This is a genomic window from Mucilaginibacter polytrichastri, assembly GCF_001911425.1.
GTDB classification, from domain to species: domain Bacteria; phylum Bacteroidota; class Bacteroidia; order Sphingobacteriales; family Sphingobacteriaceae; genus Mucilaginibacter; species Mucilaginibacter polytrichastri.
The window spans coordinates 4,290,063-4,308,190 of record NZ_MPPL01000001.1; the positions used below are offsets into that span (position 1 = coordinate 4,290,063).

Annotated in this window: 17 protein-coding genes; 6 read left to right on the plus strand and 11 right to left on the minus strand. The window is 44.5% G+C overall.

Annotated elements, in window-relative coordinates:
* The first annotated feature begins 215 nt into the window (after positions 1-215).
* The 3 genes from rlmD to RG47T_RS18350 all read left to right on the plus strand — a co-directional run bounded on the left by rlmD (position 216) and on the right by RG47T_RS18350 (position 4,250).
* A complete protein-coding gene (gene rlmD, locus RG47T_RS18340) occupies positions 216-1,622 on the plus strand; it encodes a 23S rRNA (uracil(1939)-C(5))-methyltransferase RlmD (protein ID WP_074490910.1) in 1,407 nt (468 codons plus the stop codon).
* Positions 1,623-3,320: 1,698 nt separating this feature from the next.
* Positions 3,321-3,710: a hypothetical protein gene (locus RG47T_RS18345; RefSeq protein ID WP_074490911.1), complete on the plus strand. Its 390-nt coding sequence runs from the start codon at positions 3,321-3,323 to the stop codon at positions 3,708-3,710.
* Positions 3,711-3,740: 30 nt separating this feature from the next.
* Positions 3,741-4,250: a phosphoribosyltransferase family protein gene (locus RG47T_RS18350; RefSeq protein ID WP_074490912.1), complete on the plus strand. Its 510-nt coding sequence runs from the start codon at positions 3,741-3,743 to the stop codon at positions 4,248-4,250.
* Here RG47T_RS18350 and RG47T_RS18355 read toward each other — a convergent pair whose 3' ends face one another.
* Genes RG47T_RS18355 through RG47T_RS18365 form a run of 3 tightly spaced genes read right to left on the minus strand, consistent with a single transcriptional unit; the run spans position 4,251 to position 6,381 of the window.
* Positions 4,251-4,754 (minus strand): shikimate kinase, encoded by a 504-nt coding sequence (locus RG47T_RS18355; protein WP_074490913.1) that lies wholly within the window; start codon positions 4,752-4,754, stop codon positions 4,251-4,253.
* On the minus strand, positions 4,751-5,902 hold the full coding sequence (locus RG47T_RS18360; RefSeq protein ID WP_074490914.1) for a BT_3928 family protein: 1,152 nt from the start codon (positions 5,900-5,902) through the stop codon (positions 4,751-4,753). The genes RG47T_RS18355 and RG47T_RS18360 overlap by 4 nt, the downstream gene beginning before the upstream one ends.
* Positions 5,899-6,381, minus strand: a complete 483-nt coding sequence (locus RG47T_RS18365) for a DUF1599 domain-containing protein (RefSeq protein WP_074493577.1) — start codon at positions 6,379-6,381, stop codon at positions 5,899-5,901. Before RG47T_RS18365 ends, RG47T_RS18360 begins: the two co-directional genes overlap by 4 nt.
* A 120-nt stretch (positions 6,382-6,501) precedes the next feature.
* On the opposite strand from RG47T_RS18365, the gene folP reads away from it, so the two are divergent.
* Positions 6,502-7,356 (plus strand): dihydropteroate synthase, encoded by an 855-nt coding sequence (gene folP, locus RG47T_RS18370; RefSeq protein WP_074490915.1) that lies wholly within the window; start codon positions 6,502-6,504, stop codon positions 7,354-7,356.
* A 6-nt stretch (positions 7,357-7,362) separates the two neighbouring features.
* On the opposite strand, the gene RG47T_RS18375 is transcribed toward folP, so the two are convergent.
* The 4 genes from RG47T_RS18375 to recJ are packed head-to-tail and all read right to left on the minus strand — an operon-like array spanning position 7,363 to position 12,031.
* Entirely contained in the window at positions 7,363-7,956 is a 594-nt protein-coding gene (locus RG47T_RS18375; protein ID WP_074490916.1) for a hypothetical protein, read from the minus strand.
* Positions 7,957-8,001: 45 nt separating this feature from the next.
* Positions 8,002-9,513: a GH3 auxin-responsive promoter family protein gene (locus tag RG47T_RS18380; RefSeq protein WP_074490917.1), complete on the minus strand. Its 1,512-nt coding sequence runs from the start codon at positions 9,511-9,513 to the stop codon at positions 8,002-8,004.
* A gap of 20 nt (positions 9,514-9,533) precedes the next feature.
* Entirely contained in the window at positions 9,534-10,271 is a 738-nt protein-coding gene (lptB, locus tag RG47T_RS18385) for an LPS export ABC transporter ATP-binding protein (RefSeq protein WP_074490918.1), read from the minus strand.
* A gap of 53 nt (positions 10,272-10,324) precedes the next feature.
* Positions 10,325-12,031, minus strand: coding sequence for a single-stranded-DNA-specific exonuclease RecJ (gene recJ / locus RG47T_RS18390; RefSeq protein WP_074490919.1), 1,707 nt, complete (start codon positions 12,029-12,031; stop codon positions 10,325-10,327).
* 88 nt (positions 12,032-12,119) lie between these two features.
* Here recJ and RG47T_RS18395 point away from each other — a divergent pair, with 88 nt between their 5' ends.
* Positions 12,120-12,893, plus strand: coding sequence for an MBL fold metallo-hydrolase (locus RG47T_RS18395; RefSeq protein WP_074490920.1), 774 nt, complete (start codon positions 12,120-12,122; stop codon positions 12,891-12,893).
* On the opposite strand, the gene RG47T_RS18400 is transcribed toward RG47T_RS18395, so the two are convergent.
* Both RG47T_RS18400 and RG47T_RS18405 read right to left on the minus strand, forming a co-directional pair.
* Positions 12,890-13,309, minus strand: coding sequence for a response regulator (locus RG47T_RS18400; RefSeq protein WP_074490921.1), 420 nt, complete (start codon positions 13,307-13,309; stop codon positions 12,890-12,892). The two genes, RG47T_RS18395 and RG47T_RS18400, sit on opposite strands and share 4 nt — an antisense overlap.
* 116 nt (positions 13,310-13,425) lie before the next feature.
* The gene (locus RG47T_RS18405; protein ID WP_074490922.1) at positions 13,426-14,022 is read right to left on the minus strand and encodes a YceI family protein; all 597 of its coding nucleotides are present in this window, start codon (positions 14,020-14,022) and stop codon (positions 13,426-13,428) included.
* Between the two features lie 127 nt (positions 14,023-14,149).
* Here RG47T_RS18405 and RG47T_RS18410 point away from each other — a divergent pair, with 127 nt between their 5' ends.
* Positions 14,150-14,383: a hypothetical protein gene (locus RG47T_RS18410; RefSeq protein WP_074490923.1), complete on the plus strand. Its 234-nt coding sequence runs from the start codon at positions 14,150-14,152 to the stop codon at positions 14,381-14,383.
* 395 nt (positions 14,384-14,778) lie between these two features.
* On the opposite strand, the gene RG47T_RS18415 is transcribed toward RG47T_RS18410, so the two are convergent.
* Positions 14,779-15,150 (minus strand): hypothetical protein, encoded by a 372-nt coding sequence (locus RG47T_RS18415; RefSeq protein WP_074490924.1) that lies wholly within the window; start codon positions 15,148-15,150, stop codon positions 14,779-14,781.
* A 61-nt stretch (positions 15,151-15,211) separates the two neighbouring features.
* Complete coding sequence (gene gcvP / locus RG47T_RS18420; RefSeq protein WP_074490925.1) at positions 15,212-18,121, minus strand: aminomethyl-transferring glycine dehydrogenase; 2,910 nt, start codon at positions 18,119-18,121, stop codon at positions 15,212-15,214.
* Positions 18,122-18,128: the final 7 nt, after the last annotated feature.

An 18,128-nucleotide genomic window follows, 5' to 3' on the forward strand; every position in this document is an offset into this window, starting at 1 on the left:
ATAAAAAATACTATGTTAGCATAATAAAATTAATGCATCATGAGCCGAGAATTGAATGATTTTTCAGCACAGATTGATGAACAGTTCGACCTGGCATACGCTGACACTAATAGTTTCTGGTTTTTTCTGGTAGCCATCTTTTCCTGATTGTAACCACACAGGCAAGGCGGTTTTACATTTAAGGTTTTAAATAATTGGGTTAACTTTGCAGCCTGATGAGAAAGACTGCGAATTATACACTGATTGAAGGCGTTACTGTAATTGATATTGCCGAAGAAGGTAAGGGCGTTGGTAAGGCCGATGATCTGGTGCTTTTTATTGAGAAAGCCGTACCCGGCGATGTGGCCGACGTAGAGGTTTACCGTAAAAAGAAAAACTTTGGCGAAGCCCGTATTAAAACACTGATAAAACCTTCTGAGCATCGCACCACACCATTTTGCGAACACTTTGGCACCTGCGGCGGTTGCAAATGGCAACACATGACCTACCCCGCCCAATTGCAGTTTAAACAAAAAACCGTTGCCGACGCATTAAGCCGCTTAGCTAAAATTGATGTAAGCGACATGATGCCCATTGTAGGCTCGCCGGAAGATAAATATTATCGCAATAAACTAGAGTATACCTTCTCTGACAAACGCTGGCTGAACGACGGCGAAAACCGCGAAAACGAAACGCTGGACCTGAATGCTTTGGGTTTCCACATCCCCGGCCGGTTTGATAAGATATTGGATATTAACCATTGTTACCTGCAAGCCAATCCGTCTAACGAATTGCGTTTAAGCGTGCGCGATTTTGCCAAACAAAACAACATCAGCTTTTATAACTTAAAAAACCACGAAGGCGCTTTGCGTAACCTCGTAATCCGCACTTCATCAACCGGTGAACTGATGGTGATCGTCATTTTCGCTTATGTAAGCGAAGATGAAGTGAAACTGATGATGGATTTTGTGGAGCAGGGTTTCCCCGAGATCACTTCGCTGTTGTACATCATCAACCAAAAAAAGAACGATACTTTCTTCGATCAGGAAGTGATCAGTTGGAAAGGTCCGCAATATATACATGAGGGTATGGATGAGATCAGGTTCCGTATCGGGCCTAAATCATTTTACCAAACCAATGCCATCCAGGCTAAAAAATTATACGAAATAACCCGCGATTTTGCAGGTTTTACCGGCACCGAACTGGTTTACGATCTGTACACCGGCGCAGGCACCATTGCCAACTTTGTGGCCAAACATGTAAACAAGGTTGTTGGGGTAGAGTATGTGCCATCGGCTATTGAAGATGCTAAGATCAATTCGCAGATCAACAATATCACCAATACCGATTTTTATGCAGGTGATATGAAAGATGTGTTGGATGCTGAGTTTGTATTAACACACGGCAAGCCGGATGTGATTATAACCGACCCGCCGCGCGCAGGCATGCACCCCGATGTGGTAGCCCGCCTGATGGAAATTGAGGCAGAAAAAATTGTTTACGTAAGCTGTAACCCCGCCACACAGGCACGCGATATGCTGGTACTGAAAGAAAAATACGACAGCGTAAAAATTCAACCGGTGGATATGTTTCCGCATACCCAGCACGTGGAGAATGTGATGCTGTTAAGGTTAAGAAAATAATCACTACGTCATCCCGAACTTGTTTCGGGATCCCACAGGACAGCTTATGCGCCATACGGGTAGCAGACTTAGCAAGTGGGATGTTGAAACAAGTTCAGCATGACAGGTGGTGAAAAAATAACCCAAACGTCATCCCGAACTTGTTTCGGGATCCCACAGGACAGGTTATGCGCCATACGGGTAGCAGACTTAGCAATTGGGGTGCTGAAGCAAGCCAAGCATGACAGGTGGTGAAAAAATAACCCAAACGTCATCCCGAACTTGTTTCGGGATCCCACAGGACTGGCTATGCGCCATACAGGTAGCAGACTTAGCATGTGGGGTGCTGAAACAAGCCAAGCATGACGGGTGGTGAAAAAACAATCCAAACGTCATCCCGAACTTGTTTCGGGATCCCACAGAACAGGTTATACGCCGTACGGGTAGCAGACTTAGCAAGTGGGATGCTGAAGCAAGCCAAGCATGACAGGTGGTGAAAAAATAACCCAAATGTCATCCCGAACTTGTTTCGGGATTCCACAGAACAAGTTATGCGCCATACAGGTAGCAGACTTAGTAAGTGGGGTGCTGAAACAAGTTCAGCATGACGGGTGGTGAAAAAATAATCCAAACGTCATCCCGAACTTGTTTCGGGATCCCATAGAACGGGTTATACGCCGTACGAGTAGCAGACTTAGCAAGTGGGATGCTGAAACAAGTTCAGCATGACGGGCGATGAAAAAATAACCCAAACGTCATCCCGAACTTGTTTCGGGATCCCACAGGACAAGCTATGCGCCGTACGGGTAGCAGACTTAGCAAGTGGAATGCTGAAACAAGTTCAGCATGACGGGTGGTGAAAAAAATAATCCAAACGTCATCCCGAACTTGTTTCGGGATCCCACAGAACAAGTTATGCGCCGTACGGGTAGCAGACTTAGCAATTGGGGTGCTGAAACAAGTTCAGCATGACGGGTGGTGAAAAAATAACCCAAACGTCATCCCGAACTTGTTTCGGGATCCCACAGAACAAGTTATGCGCCGTACGGGTAGCAGACTTAGCAAGTGGGATGCTGAAACAAGTTCAGCATGACGGGCGATGAAAAAACAACCCAAACGTCATCCCGAACTTGTTTCGGGATCCCACAGGACAGGCTATGCGCCATACAGGTAGCAGACTTAGCAAGTGGGATGCTGAAACAAGTTCAGCATGACGGGTGGTGAAAAAACAATCCAAACGTCACCCCGAACTTGTTTCGGGATCCCACAGGACAGCTTATGCGCCATACGGGTAGCAGACTTAGCAAGTGGGGTGCTGAAACAAGTTCAGCATGACGGGCGATGAAAAAACAACCCGAACGTCATCCCGAACTTGTTTCGGGATCCCACAGGACAGGCTATGCGCCGTACGGGTAGCAGACTTAGCAAGTGGGATGCTGAAACAAGTTCAGCATGACGGGCGATGAAAAAATAATCCAAACGTCATCCCGAACTTGTTTCGGGATCCACAGGACAGAGGTTATGCGCCGTACGGGTAGCAGACTTAGTAAGTGGGATGCTGAAGCAAGTTCAGCATGACGGGCGATGATCTTAATTTGTCATCCAGAGCGATAGCGAAGGATCTTCTTCAAGAGGACAAACACGAAGCAGAAGATTCTTCACTACGTTCAGAATGACAAAAGAGATGATGATAGAATTTAGAATAAAAATATTGATCAAATGGATCCGGAAGAATTATTAAACGAGGGTAACCAACCCCAAAAAGACAGCCCCTTAGCCAGCCTGAGTGTGGACTTAAAACTGTTCAGCGAATCGATGCGCGAAGTGGCGGTTGAAATTATGGTAGAAGGCCTATCCCTGTACCCCATCTTCGTGGCTCACCAGCACGAGGTTAAACTGGGTGAAGAAATTCTTAACAAAGAAGACCTGAGCACCGACTGGAACATCAACGCCTCCACCCTCGAAGAATTTGTAGAGCGTGGCATCATTAAGGCCGAACTAAAGCAACGCTTTATAGACAACTATAAAAGTGCCGACGATTTTATGTGCGTGTTTGTGATTGTACCCGAGGGTGCCAATTTTGTATTTTTTCCATATTCAAAAGAATAATAGTAGTTTCGGTTGTTAGCTAACACAGACATGTCAGAAAAAAGGCTGCTTATACTCGATCCACAGCAAATACAGCAAAAGATAGATCGTATTGCTTACCAGATCCTCGAAGATAATTTTGAGGAACAGGAAATTGTTATTGCCGGTATTTTACCGCAGGGAACCAATATTGCACTAAGAATTAAAGCCATCCTGGATCAGATTGCGCCGTTTAAAAGCACGCTCATCAACATCGAACTGGATAAACATGGCAGCAGTCTGAAATTCAACCTCGATACGCCGATTGAAGAATGCACCAACAAAGTGATCATCCTGGTTGACGACGTGATGAACAGCGGCAAAACCCTGGCTTACGGCTTCGGCGTATTTTTGGATGTGCCGCTTAAAAAACTGCGCACCGTGGTACTGGTAGACCGTAACCACAAAAGCTTCCCGGTTACTACAGATTATTCGGGCATTGCGCTATCAACCCTGCTCAATGAGCATGTAGATGTACAACTTACCGAAAGCGGCGAAAACGATGCAGTTTGGCTGGGGTAATTAGCTATTCGCTAATATCTCTTCCAGTTTCTCGGCAGTTAAACTCATGCCATCGGCCACAATGCCCGATTTGAGATAGTGAGTTTCGCGCTCAGCCAGTTTTTCGGCAATAAAGGCAACCAGGTCTTCGCCATGCTTGCCATGCAGTAACGGGCGCTCCTCTTTACCATACTCCAATCGGCTGGCCAGTGCCTTGGGCGACATCTGGATATAAATTACCTTACCATTGGCATTCATCCAATCCATATGGTCGAAATAGCAGGGCAGCCCGCCACCTGTAGAGATAATGCTCTGCTCCCCAAAATCGGTATACTTCAATATGTTAGATTCTTCCTGCCTGAAAGCTTCTTCGCCGTGGCTCACAAAGTATTTGGCAATAGTGGTCCCTTCCTTTTGCTCAAAAAGTTCATCCAGGTCAATAAACTTATAGCCCAGCCTGGCTGCCAGCTTACGCCCCAGGGTTGATTTGCCGCAACCCATAAACCCTACTAAAAAAATCTTCATGGTTGCTGGCGTAAATAATGTTTAACAATATCATCATACTTGGGCAGGCTGTGGTAATGCCATTTGGCAACTACCGTACCGCCCTTCATCAATAAAATGCCGGGGTTAGCCCGTACAATGGTTTTCAGTGGCACACCATCGGCGTAGTAAACTTCAGATATGAGATGATGCTTTTTGGCAAAGGCAGTAGCATCCGGTGCCGAGTTCGAGGTAAGCAATACGGTGCGGATATTATAATTATCAGTGAGGTTAACGGCCAGGGCATTAATCCGGGCAATGGCCTGCTCGTCAGTGTGACTCAGGTCGTAAGCCACAATAACGAGGTTATAGAAAGGGCTGCCTAACAATTCCTGTGTATAGTTGGTCCCCTGCGCATCCTGGATAGCCAGGTCCCGAATTTTAGGTTCGAAACCTTTTTTCACCAGGCGCGACTCTGGGTTACCCACTACCTGCCAGTTGGCATCTTTCCAGATCCCGGTTTTCATGTACTCCTTATCGGTCATGCTCCGGGTGGCGCCGGTCTGTTTATTTTTAAGCTGATAGGTGATCTCGTATTCATCCGGTTTTGCCCCGGGAGGGGTTTTCATCTCGTCTAATAAATTGGCGCCAACCTTGTAAGGCAGGAAGTCAATAACCGGTAAAAAGTTGTATGTATACAGGCCAAACCCGAATGAAAACACCACTGCACCTGCAAATAAGGCATTACTTAAATGAGTAAGAAATAAAGGCTGAATTGTATGCCGTTTTACGAATATTACGAGTACTAAAGCCAGTAAAACCATGTCTTTACTAAACGATTGCCAAGGGGTAAGCGGGATGGCATCGCCAAAGCAACCGCAGGTTTGTACCACCTTAAAAAAGGCCGAGTAAAAGGTCAAAAATCCGAAGAAGAAAATCAACAACAGTAATCCCCAGGCTACGGCATTAGCGCGGGTGCCTATAAGCAATGCAAAGCCCAGCAGCATTTCTATAGCGCATAATATAATGGCTGTAGTTAAGGCCAGCGGGTTTAAAAACATCAGGTGAAATACCTCGAAATATTCCTGCAGCTTGTAGGAGAACCCCAACGGGTCATTCGCCTTTATTAAGCCCGAAAATATAAACAGCAAGCCCACGGCTATGCGGCAAATCCAAACTACTGCCTTCATTTTACATCCATTTTAATGAGTGCAAAAACGGCATAGTTCAGCATATCCTGGTAATTGGCTTTTACCCCTTCAGACGCCTCTGTAAGGCCCTTATTATCTTCTATTTGCTTAACACGAAAAATCTTTTGCAGTATCAGGTCTGTTAGCGAACTGATGCGCATATCGCGCCAGGCTTCGCCATAATCGTGATTTTTAGCAAACATCAGCTCCTGGGTTTCTTTTACTTTGGCATCAAACAGCTGCTCCACGTGGTCGGGTGCAAGCTCTGTTGATGTTTCATTGCCACATTCTAATTGCATCATAGCTATAACGCAATAATTCACAATGCCGATATATTCGCCCAGGATATCATCGCCAACTTTTGATACCTTTTTTTCTTCGAGCGTGCGGATGCGCTGCGCTTTAATAAAGATCTGGTCGGTGATGGATGGTGGCCTTAAAATACGCCACGCGGTGCCATAATCGCGGGTTTTTTTCATAAAAAGGCCCTTACATATCTTAATAACTGCGTCGTATTCTGCTGTTGTTTTACTCAAAACGGTAGTGTTAAAATTTTCTTCGATATTTGCCGCAAGGGATAAATTACCATCCCAAAGGCAATGGCTAAAGATACATATTTTCGGAAAAAGACAACCCTGAATGCACGCGGAACACTGATTGACCTGAGCACCCCGAAAGTAATGGGCATCATTAACCTTACCCCCGATTCCTTTTATAGCCAAAGCCGTAAACCCCAAGTAGCCGATGCCCTGCTGCAAGCCGAAAAAATGCTGGCCGACGGGGCTGCATTTTTGGACCTTGGCGCTTACTCATCGCGCCCCAACGCGGTTGATATCTCGGCGCAGGAAGAAACCGACCGCCTGGTGCCTGTTGTTGAGGCCATTGCGGCAGCATTTCCGCAGGCTATCATGTCTGTCGATACCTTTCGCGCTTCTGTTGCGGAGGCTGCCGTTACTGGCGGCGCGCACATTATCAATGATATATCGGGCGGGCAGCTCGACGACAAGATGTTTGAAACCGCGGCTCGCTTACAGGTTCCCTATATCCTGATGCATATGCGGGGCACCCCCCAAACTATGACACAGCTAACCGAATACGACGATATTTTTACCGAAGTATTTGATTACCTGCAACAAAAATATGCCGAACTAAAAAGATTAGGTGTACACGATGTGATCCTAGACCCTGGCTTCGGCTTTGCAAAAAAGAGTGAGCAAAGCTATGAGCTGCTTAACCGCATGCACGATTTTGATATGCTGGGGCTGCCTATATTGGTTGGTGTATCGCGCAAGCGCATGATCTATAACATAACTGGCGGTACCGCTGCCGATGCTTTAAACGGCACTACAGTAGTAAACACCATTGCATTAACAAAAGGCGCTGATATTTTGCGGGTACATGATGTAAAAGAAGCTGTAGAGGTTGTGAGCATTTATAATATGCTACAGCAGTAAACGCACCTACCAGTTATGGTTTAACAGGGTGATAATATCGATGGCATTTCGCCTGTCCCAATAGGGCGAACAATACCTGATAAAATATTCGGGGGCATAATAGTATAACAGGCGCGATTTTTGGGGCTTGATGATCCAGAGCGAATACCCGGCGGCGTTTTCTACACCGATGGGGAACTTGCGGTGCCTGCCGTTTATTACCGTATCCACCTGGTTGCAGGTGGGATAAATATCATCATCATCGATGGTGAAAATATTATTGGCTACCAACTTTAAATAAAGCGAATCGGCCTCCCCTTTAAACTTATTTGCCACAGGTACGGGTGGATCAAATTTGGCCAGGCTCCCCTTCTTATTGCGAAGGTTCATTTTTTGCCACTGCCCGTTCCTATGCACCAACAAATGATAATCAGCATCATATTTCCAGTTATAATGGGTTCTTAAAGCAATAATAAGGTCGAATTGCTTTACATGGCTTCGCAACAGGGTATCAATATTGCTTTCATACCTTAGGTTGCTTACAAAATCTGGCAGTATGGTTTGTGAAAAAACGCTACAGCTGCATATTGATAATATCAGTAGCAGAAATGTTTTTTTCATGGGTATGAAAATACGCATTCCTGCCCATAAAATCAAAGTTTACTGTTAGTTAAGATACTTTAAAATGCTATCCACGTACTCGCGGTTATTTGCCAAACGCGGTACTTTGTGCTGGCCACCCAGCTTTCCTTTTTCCTTCATCCATTTAAAAAAGGTGCCGCGGGGGGCTACATGCACCAGCGGACGGTGCAGGGCCATATCCTTGAACCGCTTGGCATCATAGTCAGAGTTTAGCTTGCGCAGGGTTTCATCCAGCAAGTCAACAAAACGTTCAAACTCGGCAGGTTTCTTATCAAACTCAATAATCCATTCGTGGCCGCCACCTTTATTGTCAGAAAAATAAACCGGGCCTGCGGTATATTCCTGTATAATGGCACCGGTTTGGCGGCAGGCTTCTTCCAGGGCACGGTCGGCATTATCAACAATTACTTCTTCGCCAAAAGCATTAATATAGTGCTTGGTACGGCCTGTAATCTGGATACGGTATGGGGCCAGTGATGTAAAACGGATGGTATCCCCTATTAAATAACGCCATAAGCCGGCATTGGTACTAATGATCAGCGCATAGTTTTCGCCCAGCTGCACCTCGTCTAACGTTAGCGTTTCGGGGTTTTCTTTATGTAGATTCTCAATCGGTAAAAACTCGTAGAAAATGCCATAATCAAGCATCAGTAACATTTCGCCAGGCTCTTCCTGATCCTGTATCCCAAAGAAACCTTCTGTAGCGTTGTAGGTTTCGAGATAATACATTTCACGATCCGGGATCAGTTTTTTAAACTGCTCGCGGTAAGGGGTAAAGTTTACCGCACCATGAAAATAGAGTTCGAGGTTGGGCCAAACCTCCAATAAATTATCTTTGCCGGTAATTTCCAGTATTCGTTTAAACAGCAGGATATTCCAGGTGGGTACACCGCTGATGCCTGTCATATTAGAATCTATAGTGGCACGGGCCATTTTCTCTATTTTTTCTTCAAAATTATCGAGCAGGGCAATATCCAAATGCGGGGTACGGTAAAACTGTGCCCACAACGGCAGATTCATCATAATTACAGCCGAAAGATCCCCAAAAAAGGTATCGGCATTTAACTGGCTCACCTGGTGGCTACCGCCTAGCGTCAAAATTTTCCCAGTAAAAAGCTTGGAGTCGGGGCGGTTGTTAAAGTACATGGTAAGCATATCCTTGCCGCCTTTAAAGTGGCACTCTTCTAAAGCTTCCTCGCTTACAGGGATAAACTTGCTCCTGTCATTAGTGGTACCCGATGACTTGGCAAACCATTTAATTTCAGACGGCCAAAGCACGTTTTGTTCGCCTTTGAGCATGCGCTCTATGTAAGGCTTTAAGGTATCATAAGTTTGTATGGGTACCTGCTCTTTAAACTGACTTAGGTTTTCGATACTCTTATAGTAGTGGCTTTTACCCCACTCTGTACTTTCTGCACCCGATATTAATTTCTCAAACCACTCCTCCTGCACTTCGTTGGGGTACTTCATAAAAAGCTCAATCTGGTGCATGCGCTTTTTCATGAGCCAGGTAGCAACGGAGTTAATGAGTGTCATAGATGGATTATGAACTTGGCTTATAAAAAGGTTTTGCGTTTGAGTACAAAGTTGGCACCCAGGTATACCTTACGCACCATTTCATTGGCAGCCAGTATTTCGGGCACGCCCGATTCCAGGATCTTACCTTCAAACAGCAGGTAAGCGCGGTCTGTAATAGATAAGGTCTCCTGCACGTTGTGGTCGGTAATCAGGATGCCAATGTTACGGTGCTTCAGTTTGGCCACCATCGCCTGGATTTCTTCTACTGCAATAGGGTCTACCCCGGCAAAGGGTTCATCCAGCAAAATAAAGTTAGGCTCGGCAGCCAGGGCGCGGGCAATTTCTGTACGGCGGCGTTCACCACCCGAAAGCAGGTCGCCCCGGTTACGGCGTACTTTGTGCAGGCTAAACTCGTCAATCAGTTCTTCCAGTTTGTTCTGCTGCTTGTCTTTAGGCATATCGCCCATTTCTAAAACGGCCTTAATATTATCTTCTACCGTAAGCTTACGGAAAATAGAGGCTTCCTGCGCCAGGTAACCAATGCCTTTTTGGGCACGGCGGTACATTGGGTCGCCGGTAATATCTTTTTCTTCTAAATAAATACGGCCTTCATTGGGTTTAATTAACCCCACAATCATATAAAACGACGTTGTTTTACCGGCACCATTAGGGCCCAGCAAACCTACAATTTCGCCCTGCGCTACATCAAACGACACATCATTAACAACAGTACGCTGTTTATATTTTTTTACCAGGTGCTCGGCACGTAATATCATATCTTAAATTTAAGCCTAAAAACCAATTATGGCGGCCAGGTTTATAAACGGAATTATTGATCGCTTAATCTAATCCCCTTAATGTTTAATTGAATGGAACGCTTATCGCGCCAAACATGTTCTTCTATACAATAACAAATATCAAAAGGCAAGCCGCGTTTTAATTCCGTCAGCCAACTAGCCTGCCCAAAGGCAATGCAATCAAATATAGCTGAACCTTGCTGCATTACACACATTTTTAAATGATCGGCCCCTACCACTGATGGCTGGCCCTGTATGCTTACATTGCGCGACAAAAACACCGGCGTCATATTCTCCGGCCCAAATGGCCCGTACTGGCTCAACACCCGGAAGAATTTGCTATCCACCTGCTCCAGTTTCAGCTCGGCATCAATCCTTATTTCCTGTATTAGCTGCTCTGGTGTAATGCTGAGGCCTACTACTTCTTCAAAGCGGGCCATAAAGGCAGGTACGTTTTCGGGCGGCATGGTTAAGCCTGCCGCGTACTTGTGCCCGCCATACTGTGTTAGCAGGTCGCTGCAGCCGCTTAGCGCCTCGTAAAGATCGAACCCATGCACAGACCTTGCAGAGCCCGCTACGTGCCCGTTAGAGCGTGTAAGCACTACGGTGGGGCGGTAATATTTTTCTGTTAAGCGCGATGCCACAATACCGATAACCCCCTTATGCCAGGTTTCATTAAAAACCACGGTCGATTTACGGTTAATCAGCACTTCATCGCCTTTAATAATATTCAGCGCCTCATCTGTGATAGAGAGGTCGTGCCCCTTACGTTCGGTATTCTGGATATTAATCAATGCGCCCTTTTCCCGGGCGGCATCAATAGAGGTAGCTATTAACAATTCAACCGCATGTTTGGCATCATCTATCCTCCCGGCAGCGTTAATACGCGGGCCAATCAGGAATACGACATCAGAGATATTAACGCGTTCTTTTCTGCCCGCAACCTCCATCAGCACCTTTACACCGGTACATGGGTCGGTATTTAACTGCTGCAGGCCATAATAAGCCAGCGTACGATTTTCGCCGGTAATGTGTACAATATCGCAGGCTATGCTAATGGCTACCAGGTCAAGGTAACAGCTGATATCTTCAAAAGGCATCCCATTTTTCTCGGCATAAGCCTGTATCAGTTTAAACCCTATACCGCAGCCCGAAAGTTCTTTGTAAGGGTAGTCGCAGTCGCTCCGTTTAGGGTCTAGCACAGCCACTGCCGCAGGCAGCTCATCGCCGGGTAAGTGGTGGTCGCAGATAATAAAATCCACCCCCAGGCTATTGGCATGCTCAACCTTATCAACCGATTTAATCCCGCAATCCAGCGCTACAATTAAGCCAAAGCCATTTGCTGCGGCGTAATCAATGCCCTGGGTAGAAATGCCGTAACCTTCGGTATAGCGGTTGGGGATATAAAATTCGATATTATCTGTAAGTTTTTTAAAAAAGCTGTATACAATAGCTACTGCCGTGGTGCCATCTACGTCGTAATCGCCGTAGATCATCATTTTTTCGCCGGTAGCAATAGCCTGTTCTATGCGGATGATGGCCTTTTCCATATCAGCCATCAGGAAAGGATCATGCAGGTGGCGAATATCGGGCCGGAAGAAAAAACGGGCCTCTTCAAAGCCGGCAATGCCACGTTGCAGCAGCAACGCACTCAGTACCGGGTCGATGTTTAGTTCGGAAGCCAGCTTTTCTACATTTCCCTGATCCGGCTTTTCGCGTACTGACCACCGTTTTTGCATATCTTTGTTTGTTTATTAAGCCGTAAATATAATTATCCGGTTAATTTAACAAACAAAGGTAAGGTCAAAAAAGCACATATAACACAACATGGAAGTTTTTGCATTGGGAGAAGGTTCGTATTCGGTTGATTCTACAAAAAAGTTTATCCCCTTCGATCCTGCTAAGGACGATGTTAAATCACGCCCCGGTTCTATATTTATCCATGTAAACCCTTTTCTGATCAAAACAGAAACCGACCTAATGGTACTGGATACCGGCCTAGGCATGAAGGCCGAAGACGGTGAACTAATTATCCATAAAAACATCCGTAAACATGGTTTTAAACCCGATGATGTAACTAAGGTACTGATGTCGCACCTGCATTACGACCATGCCAGCGGTTTGGTATTTGAAGAGAATGGCCGCCTGCACCCCAGCTTCCCGCAGGCGCAGCACGTGATACAGCGCAACGAATGGGAAACTGCCTTCTCGGGCAAATCATATTCATACCGGCCGGAAATTTTTGAATCGCTGCAACGCTCGGCCGATGTTACTTTCCTGGAAGGCTCGGGCCAATTTATGCCGGGTATCAATTACGAACTTTCTGGCGGGCACTGCCCTTTTCACCAGGTATTTTGGTTTGATATAGAAGGTAAAAAGATATTTTTTGGAGGAGATGAACTGCCCGAGCCCGAGCAACTGCTGCGTAAGTTTATAGCCAAGTATGACTATGACGGCCGCAAGGCAATGGAGTTACGTGATATTTACGGGCATAAAGCAGCCAACGAAGGGTGGACCTGCTTATTTTATCATGCCAAAAGCACACCTATTGGTACAGTAAAACTTTTAGAGCACGACGCATTTAGCGTAGTGCCTGCCTAAACGTGTTTTTCTGTTTCAAACAGTTCGCGGATTTTATCGATGTTTAAAGGTTTCGAGATGAAGTCTTTTACCAGGGTATAAGATTTTGCTTTGTTGATATCGTTGCTAAAAACTGATGACGAGATAATAAAGATCTTGGATTTGCCCGCCGGGTCTATGTTTAACCTTTTGTATTCGTCCAAAAACTCCCATCCGTTCATTAAGGGCATATTAATATCCAGCAATATATAATCGGGCAAATTTTCTGCACCGCTGGCCTGTGTTTTTAAGAGCTCATCAATGGCAAACTTTCCATTCAGGCAAGCCTTAATTTCACTGCTTACCAACGCCTTTTTAATCAGTTTAATGGAGATAAAATTATTAATTTCATCATCATCAACAAGCAAAATACTAACGGAACGGGGGTTATTACTCATATAGATATTTATACGCCAATCACAAATAAAAGGTTTTATTATCAAATGTGATAAATAAAAAACCCGGAACAAATTATTATTCCGGGTTTTTGTATAAAATCTTACTGCTAAGACAATTATTTTTGCGCTACAAGCGTAATGTCTAACAAAAAGTTGTCTTCAATTGCTTTATCGCCAATGCTTTCGAAGAAGCTTTTAGAACCGTATTTTACATTGTATTTTGCACGGTCAACAGCTACACCTTTAGCCACTGCAGTTAAAGTATTACCGCTGATAGTATAATTAACCGGGAAAGTAACCGGGTTAGTTGTGCCTTTGATAGTTAAGTTACCTGTTACGTTCGCAACACCGTTACCTGCAGGGGTAATTTTAGTAGCTACAAAAGTTGCAGTTGGATATTTGTCAACACCAAAAAAATCATCAGATTTTAAGTGGCCAACTAATTTTGCATTATAATCTGCATCAGTTAAATCTGTATTGGCAATGGTTTTCATATCCATAGTAAAAGTACCGCTTACTGGTGCTTTACCGTTGGTAACTACGCTACCGCCAGATACTTTGATGGTACCTTTGTGCTCGCCACCAATTTTTTTACCTGTCCACTCAATATTGCTTTTTTGAGTGTCAACTTTATAAGTTTCATTTTTTACTGCTGTAAAAGCAAACATGCTTGTTACTACTAATGCTGCAGCGATTGATTTAAGTGCTTTCATTTTTTTTCTTGTTTCAAAATTGTGACACAAATATAATTAAAAAATATATGTTACAACATGTAGTTTTATTTTTTGCTTTGTGCTGACAATTGGGGTTATGCTTAGATAATACAGGGAGAGAAACGTTATGCGAAAGATATTAGTATTATTGATATTGAATTGCTGCTACGGTTTTATACAGGCGCAACCCAAAAGCACTGCACAATTATACGGCGATTTATTTGATGTTGTGCAAATGCAGAAAATATATCCCGACGGTAAAACCTTCCCCGATGCTTCACCACAGCAGCAACCCGAAAAAATCATGAAAGATTACGAGGCCTTAAACAATAAACCCGGTTTTAACCTTGCTGCTTTGTAAAGCAAAACTTTAATACCCCCGGCAGCAATAGTACACCTTTTAAAAGCGATATTAACGCAGGTGTACGCCAGCATATTAACACCATGAGCTAATGAATGATTATGGTGTGGGGGAAAGAAAAGATAAAGGAGCAAAAACGTTAGCTAATCTCTACACCCGTCGTGCTGAACTTGTCAGCATCCCACATGCTAGGTCTATGACATGCCAAGCGTAGAAGTGCAAAACTTACCACCTGTCCTATGGGATGCTGAAACAAGTTCAGCATGACTGGCGGATTTACCTTCTCTTTCATTACGAGGAACGAGGAGTCTTCTTCGACATTTATTCTCGCTATGCATATCTAAGAAGATTCTTCACTACGTTCGGAATGACAAAATTTATAAAACATTCAATAATCACATGAAATATCCCTCTAATTCTTTACTTAAAATAATATCCTGATCTTCTTCTGTTAATTCTTCAGATTCATTAGCAGGGTCAAGACTCATGTAATAACCTTTTCCTGATTTAAAGAATTTGCACCGCTCCACATTGTAGAAATAATCGGCGGCATTCCAATAAAACGAATACTCTATTACATCAATAAAAGAGAGTTTCAATATTTTTTCAGATTGAAATCTGTGATATGGCAGTGAAAAATAGACATCGATATATAGGCGATGATCTTGTTGATAAATATCGAATCTTATAACTATAGCATTAAGCGGATAAAACTTCTCGGTAACAGACTGCTCAATTAAGTCTTCATTCTTGTTTATATATTCCATAAAAAAGGCTCCCTAAATAAGGAGCCTCAATTTACAAGTATTTTTCGAACGCTGATTATTCTCAGGTACCGTATTCTGGTGTGGTTACTTCGCTTTCTTCAAACTCATAATCCGTTAACGGAGGACATGAGCAAATTAAAGTACGATCGCCATAGGTATCGTTTACGCGGCCAACTGAGGGCCAGAATTTGTATTGCGCTACGTAAGGCAGCGGGAAAGCTGCTTTTTGGCGGGTGTATGAATGTTCCCACTCGTTGGCTGTAATTACAGCAGCGGTGTGGGGTGCATTTTTCAATGGGTTATCTGTTTTATCTGAGATGCCTTTTTCTACACTGTCAATCTCGTAACGGATAGCAATCATAGCATCGCAGAAACGGTCGAGCTCGTGTTTTGGCTCAGATTCGGTTGGCTCAACCATTACCGTACCCGCAACCGGGAATGATACAGTTGGCGCGTGGAAACCATAATCCATTAAACGTTTAGCAATATCGGTAACCTCAACGCCAAAGTTTTTAAATGAACGGCAATCCAAAATCATTTCGTGTGCACAACGGCCGTTACTACCTATGTAAAGCACAGGGTAATGAGCCTCCAGACGCGATTTAATATAGTTAGCGTTCAGGATAGCATATTTTGTAGCGTTGGTTAATCCCTCGCCGCCCATCATGGCTATATAAGCATGAGAGATGATGAGGATAGATGCAGACCCCCAGGGTGCTGCAGAAACAGCAGGGATAGATTTGCCTTTATCAATATCAACAACCGCATGGCCGGGTAAGTAAGGTACTAAGTGTGCTGCTACACCAATTGGGCCCATGCCCGGGCCCCCGCCACCGTGAGGGATACAGAAAGTTTTATGTAAGTTAAGGTGACAAACATCGGCACCAATATTAGCAGGACTAGTTAGGCCTACCTGTGCGTTCATGTTGGCGCCATCCATATAAACTTGGCCACCGTTAGCGTGTATAATTTCGCAGATCTCGATGATAGATTCTTCGAACACACCATGGGTTGATGGGTAAGTTACCATCAAACAAGATAGTTCGTTTTTATATTGCTCGGCGCGGGCTTTTAAATCAGCCACATCTATATTTCCGTTATCGTCGCATTTAACTACCACTATCTTCATACCGGCCATAGCTGCCGATGCCGGGTTAGTACCATGTGCAGATGAAGGGATCAGCGCAATATTGCGGTGGCTGTCGCCCCTATCGTTATGATAAGCACGAATTACCATTAAACCTGCGTATTCGCCTTGTGCGCCTGCATTTGGCTGTAAGCTCATGGCTGCAAAGCCGGTGATTTCACTTAACCAGTCGTTCAGTTCGCTAAAGATCTGCATATAACCGCCAACCTGATCGGTTGGTGCAAATGGGTGCATTTTGCTAAACTCGGCCCAGGTAACCGGTACCATTTCGGTGGTTGCATTTAGTTTCATGGTACATGACCCTAAGGCAATCATCGAATGGCATAATGAAAGATCTTTAGCTTCCAGCGATTTAATGTAACGCAGCATTTCATGTTCTGAATGGTGCGAGTTAAAGATAGCGTGGGTTAAAATTTCGCCCGTACGTTGTAAATCGGCAGGGATAACGGTCTCAATGCTGCCCTTCAATTCTTCGAAAGCTACATCATTAATGGTTTTGCCTTTAACCTTGGCGAAGAAACGAACGATGGTTTCGATATCCTGCGGGCTGGTAGTTTCATCTAAAGAGATGGTTACTACCGAACCTTTGTAGTGCAGGTTCATTTCGTTGTTTAATGCCTCGCTGTGTACCGGGTTAGCTAATACGCCTAAGTCAAACTTAAGTGTATCGAAATACGTATCGTTTAACTGCTCGTAGCCTAATTGTTTTAACGACTCGGCCAATAAAACACTTAAGCCATGGATACGCTCGGCAATTAACTTAATGCCTTGCGGGCCATGATAAACGGCATACATACCAGCCATAATAGCTAATAATGCTTGTGCGGTACAAATATTTGAAGTTGCTTTATCGCGGCGGATGTGCTGCTCGCGGGTTTGCAAGGCCATACGCAGTGCATAGTTGCCAGCGCTATCGATAGTTACACCGATGATACGGCCGGGGATAGAACGTTTGTATTCTTCTTTAGTAGCAAAAAACGCAGCGTGCGGGCCACCAAATCCCATAGGTATGCCAAAGCGTTGCGAAGTACCAACCACAATATCAGCACCCCATTGTCCCGGTGGCGTTAGCAGTACCAAACTCATTAAGTCGGCTACTACGGTTAATTTTATATTTTTTTGATGCGCTGCGGCGGCAAAATCTGTGTAGTTATATACGTTACCATCGCCTGCCGGATATTGAACTATCGCGCCAAACATCTGGTCGTTTAGTTCAGCAGTACGGTAGTCGCCAATTTGTAGTTGGATACCGTAAGGCTCAGAACGTGTTTTTAAAATATCGATAGTTTGCGGGAACACATCTTCAGAAACGAAGAAAATGTTTGCTGCCGTATTTTTACGCAAACTATATTGCATAAACATGGCTTCGGCAGCTGCGGTACCTTCATCCAGTAAAGATGCATTGGCAATTTCCATCCCGGTTAAATCAATAACCATGGTTTGGAAGTTTAACAATGCCTGTAAACGGCCTTGTGCAATTTCGGCCTGGTAAGGTGTGTATTGCGTATACCATCCCGGGTTTTCCAGGATATTGCGCTGGATAACGCCCGGTACAATTACATCATAATAACCCTGACCGATGTATGATTTAAACACCTTGTTTTTCGAAGCAGTTTGCTTCAGGGTATTCAGGTAATCGAACTCGCTTTTGGCAGCGGGCAGGTTAAGCGGTTGCTTTAACCTGATCTTAGCCGGCACGGTTTGCTCAATCAGCTGATCTAATGATTCGGCCTTTACAGTTTTCAGCATTTTGGCTGTATCTGCTTCGTTAGTCGCAATATGTCTGGCTTGAAATTTTTCCTGGTAATTGATATTGATACTCATGTACGGA

Excerpts from the sequence above, each read along its gene's own strand:
- RG47T_RS18415 (WP_074490924.1), bottom strand. The coding sequence starts at position 15,150 with ATGGAATATATAAACAAGAATGAAGACTTAATTGAGCAGTCTGTTACC.
- RG47T_RS18410 (WP_074490923.1), top strand. The coding sequence starts at position 14,150 with ATGCGAAAGATATTAGTATTATTGATATTGAATTGCTGCTACGGTTTT.
- folP (WP_074490915.1), top strand. The coding sequence starts at position 6,502 with ATGGCTAAAGATACATATTTTCGGAAAAAGACAACCCTGAATGCACGC.
- RG47T_RS18375 (WP_074490916.1), bottom strand. The coding sequence starts at position 7,956 with ATGAAAAAAACATTTCTGCTACTGATATTATCAATATGCAGCTGTAGC.
- RG47T_RS18400 (WP_074490921.1), bottom strand. The coding sequence starts at position 13,309 with ATGAGTAATAACCCCCGTTCCGTTAGTATTTTGCTTGTTGATGATGAT.
- RG47T_RS18380 (WP_074490917.1), bottom strand. The coding sequence starts at position 9,513 with ATGACACTCATTAACTCCGTTGCTACCTGGCTCATGAAAAAGCGCATG.
- RG47T_RS18395 (WP_074490920.1), top strand. The coding sequence starts at position 12,120 with ATGGAAGTTTTTGCATTGGGAGAAGGTTCGTATTCGGTTGATTCTACA.
- RG47T_RS18405 (WP_074490922.1), bottom strand. The coding sequence starts at position 14,022 with ATGAAAGCACTTAAATCAATCGCTGCAGCATTAGTAGTAACAAGCATG.
- RG47T_RS18350 (WP_074490912.1), top strand. The coding sequence starts at position 3,741 with ATGTCAGAAAAAAGGCTGCTTATACTCGATCCACAGCAAATACAGCAA.
- lptB (WP_074490918.1), bottom strand. The coding sequence starts at position 10,271 with ATGATATTACGTGCCGAGCACCTGGTAAAAAAATATAAACAGCGTACT.
- RG47T_RS18355 (WP_074490913.1), bottom strand. The coding sequence starts at position 4,754 with ATGAAGATTTTTTTAGTAGGGTTTATGGGTTGCGGCAAATCAACCCTG.
- recJ (WP_074490919.1), bottom strand. The coding sequence starts at position 12,031 with ATGCAAAAACGGTGGTCAGTACGCGAAAAGCCGGATCAGGGAAATGTA.
- RG47T_RS18360 (WP_074490914.1), bottom strand. The coding sequence starts at position 5,902 with ATGAAGGCAGTAGTTTGGATTTGCCGCATAGCCGTGGGCTTGCTGTTT.
- gcvP (WP_074490925.1), bottom strand. The coding sequence starts at position 18,121 with ATGAGTATCAATATCAATTACCAGGAAAAATTTCAAGCCAGACATATT.
- rlmD (WP_074490910.1), top strand. The coding sequence starts at position 216 with ATGAGAAAGACTGCGAATTATACACTGATTGAAGGCGTTACTGTAATT.
- RG47T_RS18365 (WP_074493577.1), bottom strand. The coding sequence starts at position 6,381 with ATGAAAAAAACCCGCGATTATGGCACCGCGTGGCGTATTTTAAGGCCA.
- RG47T_RS18345 (WP_074490911.1), top strand. The coding sequence starts at position 3,321 with ATGGATCCGGAAGAATTATTAAACGAGGGTAACCAACCCCAAAAAGAC.